Below are 6,564 nucleotides of genomic sequence, written 5' to 3' on the forward strand. Positions count from 1 at the left end.
GCCCTCGTCCGTCGCCTCCGAGGAGTCTGAATGAGCGTTCGTGACCTGGCCGACTATCCCTGGGACGCGGTCGTCCCCTACGCGGAGCGGGCTCGTGCTCACGCGGACGGCATCTGCGACCTGTCCATCGGGTCGCCGGTCGACCCGACCCCGGAGGTCGTGCGCCGCGCGCTGAGCGAAGCGACGGACGCGCACGCCTACCCGCAGACGGTGGGCACCCCGCGGCTGCGCGAGGCCATCGTCGAGTGGTTCGCGCGTCGGCGGGGCGTGCCGGGCCTGGAGGCTCGTCATGTGCTGCCCACGATCGGATCGAAGGAGCTGGTCGCGCTGCTGCCGACGCTGCTCGGTCTCGGCGCCGGCGACGTCGTGGTGCATCCACGGGCGGCGTATCCCACCTACGAGGTCGGGGCGCGGATCGTCGGCGCGACCCCGTTGGCCTCGGACGAGCCGGACGAGTGGCCCGAGGGCACGCGGCTCATCTGGATCAACTCGCCGGGAAACCCCGACGGCCGCGTCTGGGACGTCCCCGAGCTGCGTCGTGCCGTCGCGCGGGCGCGTGAGCTCGGCGCGGTCATCGCGGGGGACGAGTGCTACGCCGAGCTGGGCTGGGACGCCCCGTGGGACGCGGAGCCGGTGCCGAGCATCCTCGACCCCCGCGTCGTCGGCGACACCCGGGAGAACGTGCTGAGCGTCTACTCGCTGAGCAAGCAGTCGAACCTCGCCGGCTACCGTGCCGCGTTCGTCGCCGGATGCGCCCGCGTCGTCGGCGACCTGCTCGCCGCCCGCAAGCATCTCGGCCTGATGCCGCCCGCACCCGTGCAGCACGCGATGGCGGTCGCGCTCGCGGACGACGGGCACGTCGCCGAGCAGTGGGAGCGGTACCGCGCACGGCGCGCGACGCTGCGGCCGGCCGTCGAGGCGGCCGGCTTCCGTGTCGACCGCAGCGAGGCAGGGCTGTACCTCTGGGCGACCGAGGGGCGCGACGCCTGGGAGTCGATGGGCCGCCTCGCCGACCTCGGCATCCTGGCCGGCCCCGGCGTCTTCTACGGCCCGCACTTCCCGCAGCATGTCCGCCTGTCGCTGACCGCGAGCGACGAGAGGATCGCCGCCGCCGCGGCGCGCCTGCACGCGACGGCCTGAGTTCCGCCCTGCCCGGGGGAGGCGCCGGCGAGGACGATCTTTCGTGGGAACCCTCAACGGATCGGCCCGGTCCCTGGCCGGTGTCACCAGTGTGCTCAACGGCCGATAGGCTGTACGAGGCGGTCCCGGCATACCGGAGCGCCGCAAGCGGTGCGTCGACGAACCACGACGGCGGGCCGACTCCCTCGACTTAGCGACACGATTCGCGACAGCACATCGCAAGGAGGCGCCGTGAGCGACGCGGGACAGCTGCCCGACAAGGCCACACTGACGATCGGTGACAAGACCGCCGAGTTCCCGGTGGAGCCTGCGACGAACGGTGCCCCCAGCATCGACGTCTCCACCCTGACCCGGCAGACCGGGTACACGGCCCTCGACTACGGCTTCGTGAACACGTCCGCGACCAAGTCGGACATCACGTTCATCGATGGCGACAAGGGCATCCTGCGCTATCGCGGCTATCCGATCGAGCACCTGGCCACGCACTCGAGCTACCTCGAGGTCGCGTGGCTGCTCATCTACGGGGAGCTGCCGACCGCCGACCAGCTGGCGGAGTTCGACGACAAGATCCGTCACCACACGCTGCTGCACGAGGACCTGAAGGAGCGCTTCTTCACGGCGCTGCCGCACACGGCTCACCCCATGGCCGTGCTGTCGTCCGGAGTCTCGGCGCTGTCGACGTACTACGAGAACGAGTCCGACCCCGCCAATCCCGAGCACGTCGAGCTGAACATGATCCGTCTGCTCGCCAAGCTGCCGGTGATCGCCGCGTACGCGCACAAGAAGAGCGTCGGGCAGGCGTTCCTCTACCCGGACAACTCGCTGAGCTTCGTCGACAACTTCCTCAAGCTGAACTTCGGCGTGCGCAGCGAGGACTACGAGGTCGACCCGGTGATGTCGCGCGCACTCGAGCGCCTGCTCATCCTCCACGAGGACCACGAGCAGAACGCGTCGACGTCGACCGTCCGTCTCGTCGGATCGACCGGCGCCGACCAGTTCGCGTCGATCTCCGCCGGCATCCACGCTCTCTCCGGCCCCCTGCACGGCGGCGCGAACGAGGCCGTGCTGACCATGCTCGCGCAGATCCGCGACTCCGGTCAGGGCGTCGCACGCTTCGTCGAGAAGGTGAAGAACAAGGAAGACGGCGTGAAGCTGATGGGCTTCGGGCACCGCGTCTACAAGAACTACGACCCCCGGGCCAAGCTCGTCAAGCAGTCGGCCGACGAGGTCCTCGACCAGCTGGGCGTGCACGACCCGCTGCTCGACCTCGCCAAGGAGCTCGAGGAGATCGCGCTGAGCGACGACTACTTCAAGGAGCGCCGCCTCTACCCGAACGTCGACTTCTACACCGGCGTGATCTACAAGGCGATGGGCTTCCCCACCCGCATGTTCACGGTGCTCTTCGCGATCGGCCGCCTTCCCGGCTGGCTCGCCCACTGGCGCGAGCTGCACCTCGACGCGAAGACGAAGATCGGCCGTCCGCAGCAGCTGTACACGGGCTCGCCCGAGCGGGGCTACCCGGGCGCGTAAGCAGCCGAGACGAAGAAGGGCGCCCGCCCCCCAGGGGGTGGGCGGCCGGGTGAGTGGGGCCAGTGCACGACCGCCCCGCCCCGGCACCGGCGCGTCAGGCGTGCAGCGCCTCGTTGAGAGTGACGCCGACGCCCGTGCGGCGACGGGCCTCGATCGCGCCCGTGAGCGAGTTGCGCAGGAAGAGCAGCCCGGGACGACCTGAGAGCTCCGCGCCCTTGACGGCCTGCGGGGTCCCGTCGGCCGTCCGCGGCTCGTCGGGCAGGAGCACCTTGCTGCCCGCAGTCAGGTACAGCCCCGCCTCGACGACGCAGTCGTCGCCGATGGAGATCCCCACCCCCGAGTTCGCGCCGAGCAGCGAGCGCTGGCCGATCGAGACGCGGTGGGTGCCGCCGCCCGAGAGCGTGCCCATGATCGAGGCGCCGCCGCCGATGTCCGAGCCGTCGCCCACCACGACGCCCTGGGAGATGCGTCCCTCGACCATCGACGCGCCGAGCGTGCCGGCGTTGAAGTTGACGAAGCCCTCGTGCATCACCGTGGTGCCGGGGGAGAGGTGGGCGCCCAGGCGCACACGCGACGCGTCCGCGATGCGCACGCCCTCGGGGGCGACGTAGTCGGTCAGGCGCGGGAACTTGTCGAGCGAGACGATCTGCACGCCGTCGCGCTGCAGGTAAGGACGCAGACGGACGGCGTCCGCCGGATGCATCGGTCCCGCGTTCGTCCACGCGACCGTCGGCAGGTGGGCGAAGACGCCGTCGAGGTTCAGGCCGTTCGGCTGCACGAGGCGGTGCGACAGTGCGTGCAGCCGCAGGTAGGCGTCCGACGTGGACGCGGGCGCGGCGTCGAGGTCGATCTCGAGCGTCACGACCTCGACCGACACGCCCCGGCGATCGTCGGGGGCGGCCAGGCGGTCGAGGCTCTCGATCTCGTCCGTCAGATCGCCCGCACGACCCGCGCGGGGCGAGGGGAACCACGTGTCCAGGACGGTGCCGTCCGCGGCCACCGTCGCAAGGCCGACACCGGATACCCATCGCTCATCAGTCATGGCCCCATCCTATTGAGCGCGCGAGCTCGTCCCGCACGGCGCGGGGGGGGGGGGGGGGGGGGGGGGGGGAGCGCGGGGGGTGGGGGGGCCGCACCGCCCCCCCCCCACCCCCCCCCCCCCCCCCCCCCCCCCCCCCCCCCCCCCCCCCCCCCCCCCCCCCCCCCCCCCCCCCGCTCGACCGTAGAGTTGGGTGCATGCCGACGCTCGACCTGACCGCCTCCGCCGCCGACATCACCCGGGCGATCTGCGACATCCCGAGCGTGTCGGATGACGAGACGCTGCTCGCCGACGCGATCGAGGAGGCGCTCGCACCGCTCGCGCACCTGGAGGTGCACCGGGACGGCGACACGATCGTCGCGCGGACCTCGGGCGGGCGCGCCCAGCGCGTGGTGATCGCCGGGCACATCGACACCGTGCCGATCAGCGAGCGCGAGGACGGCCGCAACGTGCCGACCCGCGACATCGTGATCGACGGCGAACAGTACATCTGGGGTCGCGGCACGGTCGACATGAAGGCCGGCGTCGCCGTGCAGCTGAAGCTCGCCGCCGAGCTGACGGAGCCCGCGGTGGACATCACCTGGATCTGGTACGACCACGAGGAGGTCGCCGCGGAGCTGAGCGGGCTCACCCGGCTCGCCGCGAACCGTCCCGATCTGTTCGCGGGGGACTTCGCGATCCTGGGCGAGCCCACCGCCGGGCTCGTGGAGGGCGGCTGCAACGGAACCCTGCGGGCCGTCGTGCGGACGCACGGCGTGCGGGCCCACAGCGCGCGAGCCTGGATCGGGGAGAACGCGATCCACGCGGCCGCTCCGATCCTCGCGCGCCTGGCCGAGCACCGGCCGCGCACCCTCGCGGTCGACGGCCTCGACTACCGCGAGGGACTCAACGCCGTGCGCATCTCGGGCGGCGTCGCCGGCAACGTCATCCCCGACCTCTGCGAGGTCGAGGTGAACTTCCGCTTCGCGCCGAGCCGCAGCGATGACGAGGCGGTCGCACACGTCCGGCGCGTCTTCCAGGGGTTCGAGGTCGAGATCACCGACCTGTCGGGCGGCGCACGCCCCGGGCTGGACGCCCCGCTCGCGCAGGACTTCCTGCGCGCCGTCGGCGGCACGCCCCGGCCGAAGTACGGCTGGACCGACGTCGCGCGCTTCTCGCGCCTCGGCGTGCCCGCCGTGAACTACGGGCCGGGCGACCCGCTGCTCGCGCACCACGACGAGGAGCGGGTCCTGGTCTCGCAGATCGCCGAGGTCGAGCGAGGTCTGCGGGCGTGGCTGACCACTCCGTGATCGGCACCGTGCGCGCCGCGTGGCGCGCCTGGCCCGCGGTGGCGCGGATCGCCGCGATCTACGTGGCCGCCCGCGTGCTCACCACGCTGCTGATGCTGGCGGTGGGGGCCGGGGCAGGGAGCGACTCTCGGTTCGGCGCCGATGCGTCGCCCGCGACGTACGTGCTGGGCTGGGACGCACAGTGGTACTGGCTCGTGGCGGTCTCCGGGTATCCCACCGAGCTCCCTGTCGACGACAGCGGCGTCGTCTCCGAGAACGCGTGGGCCTTCATGCCGGTCTACGCGTACCTCGCGAAGGTCGTCGGGTTCGGCTCCTGGGGTCTCGGCGCGCTCCTGATCTCGCTCGTCTCCGGCTTCGCCGCCTGCCTGCTGCTGCACCGCCTGCTGCGCGCGCGCGTCGGCGATCGCGCGGCGACCTGGGCGGTCGTCCTGTTCGCGAACTCGCCGCTCGCCGTCCTGTTCCAGGTCGGTTACGCGGAGTCGCTGTTCCTCGCGCTTCTGCTCGGGGCGCTGCTGTGCCTGGCGCTGCGGCGCTGGTGGGCGCTGTACGCGCTGATCCCGCTGATGGGCTACACGCGGCCCGGCGTGCTCGCTTTCGCGTTGCTGCTGGGCCTCTACGGCATATGGCGGTGGATGCGTCGTGCGACGGATCCGCTGCCGGTGCGCGAGATCGTCCACGTCATCGCGCTCGGCGGACTCGCCGTCGTGGTCGGGTTCTCGTGGCAGCTGATCGCGGCGGTCGTCACCGGCCGGGCAGACGCCTACCTCGAGACCGAGCTGGCGTGGCGGCGCGGCTGGGTGCCCGGCATCGAGTCCTTCGTGCCGTTCGAGGGCTGGGTGCGCGCCGCAGAGCTCTGGATGCGGCTGTGGGGCCTGCCCGAGTGGCTGGGCTACGTCGCCCTCGCGGTGCTGGTGATCGGCGCGGCGGCCGGTCTGCTCTCGCGTTCCGTGCGCCGTCTGCCGGTCGAGGTGCGCCTGTGGTCGGCGAGCTACATCCTCTATCTCCTGGCCGTCTTCTTCCCGCAGTCGAGCACCTTCCGGCTGCTGCTGCCGTTGGCTCCGCTCTGGGGAGCCGCGCCGCGATCGCGGGCGGGCCGCTCCGCGACCCTGGTGCTGTGCCTCGTGGGCCAGTGGGCGTGGACCGCTGCCATGTACGGCTCGGGGAATACCTTCTGGCAGGTTCCCTGAACGTCTGGTTCCTCACCGCCGGACAACCGGGATATCGGCGCCATCCTGCGCACTCGAGTGGGCCGGTGCCCCGGCGCCCGGTAAACTGTACGAGGGAGACCACGACGAAAGGAAGCCACGATGGCAGCCATGAAGCCCAGAACCGGTGACGGACCGATGGAGGCCGTGAAGGAGGGGCGCCTCATCATCGTGCGCGTGCCGCTCGAGGGCGGCGGCCGTCTGGTCGTCTCTGTCAACGATGACGAGGCCAAGGAGCTCTACGGCGTCCTCGGCGAGGTCGTGAACGCCTGAGCCACACCGACTCGTGAAGAGAAGAGGTGCGGGCCCCGCGGGGGGCCGGCCGCGGAGCCGGCGGCGGGGCGGGGAGCAACCCGCAGCG

At 71.9% G+C, this 6,564-nt stretch carries 6 protein-coding genes; 5 read left to right on the forward strand and 1 reads right to left on the reverse strand.

What is annotated here, in order from left to right; all coding sequences use genetic code 11:
• The first annotated feature begins 30 nt into the window (after positions 1-30).
• Both dapC and K5S26_RS02970 read left to right on the forward strand, forming a co-directional pair.
• Positions 31-1,140 carry a succinyldiaminopimelate transaminase gene (dapC, locus tag K5S26_RS02965; RefSeq protein ID WP_221855803.1) on the forward strand — a complete coding sequence of 370 codons (1,110 nt, stop codon included), beginning with the start codon at positions 31-33 and terminating at the stop codon, positions 1,138-1,140.
• A 231-nt stretch (positions 1,141-1,371) separates the two neighbouring features.
• The gene (locus tag K5S26_RS02970) at positions 1,372-2,670 is read left to right on the forward strand and encodes a citrate synthase (protein ID WP_221855804.1); all 1,299 of its coding nucleotides are present in this window, start codon (positions 1,372-1,374) and stop codon (positions 2,668-2,670) included.
• Positions 2,671-2,764: 94 nt separating this feature from the next.
• Here K5S26_RS02970 and dapD read toward each other — a convergent pair whose 3' ends face one another.
• Entirely contained in the window at positions 2,765-3,712 is a 948-nt protein-coding gene (dapD, locus tag K5S26_RS02975; protein WP_221855805.1) for a 2,3,4,5-tetrahydropyridine-2,6-dicarboxylate N-succinyltransferase, read from the reverse strand.
• A 194-nt stretch (positions 3,713-3,906) separates the two neighbouring features.
• Here dapD and dapE point away from each other — a divergent pair, with 194 nt between their 5' ends.
• The 3 genes from dapE (at position 3,907) to K5S26_RS02990 (ending at position 6,476) form a co-directional block, all read left to right on the forward strand.
• On the forward strand, positions 3,907-4,998 hold the full coding sequence (gene dapE / locus K5S26_RS02980) for a succinyl-diaminopimelate desuccinylase (RefSeq protein ID WP_221855806.1): 1,092 nt from the start codon (positions 3,907-3,909) through the stop codon (positions 4,996-4,998).
• Positions 4,980-6,185, forward strand: a complete 1,206-nt coding sequence (locus tag K5S26_RS02985; protein ID WP_308122733.1) for a hypothetical protein — start codon at positions 4,980-4,982, stop codon at positions 6,183-6,185. Before dapE ends, K5S26_RS02985 begins: the two co-directional genes overlap by 19 nt.
• A gap of 120 nt (positions 6,186-6,305) precedes the next feature.
• Complete coding sequence (locus tag K5S26_RS02990; RefSeq protein WP_188756929.1) at positions 6,306-6,476, forward strand: DUF3117 domain-containing protein; 171 nt, start codon at positions 6,306-6,308, stop codon at positions 6,474-6,476.
• The last annotated feature ends 88 nt before the right edge of the window (positions 6,477-6,564 follow it).

The organism is Microbacterium marinilacus, assembly GCF_019753765.1.
GTDB lineage: Bacteria > Actinomycetota > Actinomycetes > Actinomycetales > Microbacteriaceae > Microbacterium > Microbacterium marinilacus.

What these genes read in the sequence shown, in the direction of transcription:
- dapD (WP_221855805.1), bottom strand. Translation starts at nt 3,712, where the DNA reads ATGACTGATGAGCGATGGGTATCCGGTGTCGGCCTTGCGACGGTGGCC.
- dapE (WP_221855806.1), top strand. Translation starts at nt 3,907, where the DNA reads ATGCCGACGCTCGACCTGACCGCCTCCGCCGCCGACATCACCCGGGCG.
- dapC (WP_221855803.1), top strand. Translation starts at nt 31, where the DNA reads ATGAGCGTTCGTGACCTGGCCGACTATCCCTGGGACGCGGTCGTCCCC.
- K5S26_RS02990 (WP_188756929.1), top strand. Translation starts at nt 6,306, where the DNA reads ATGGCAGCCATGAAGCCCAGAACCGGTGACGGACCGATGGAGGCCGTG.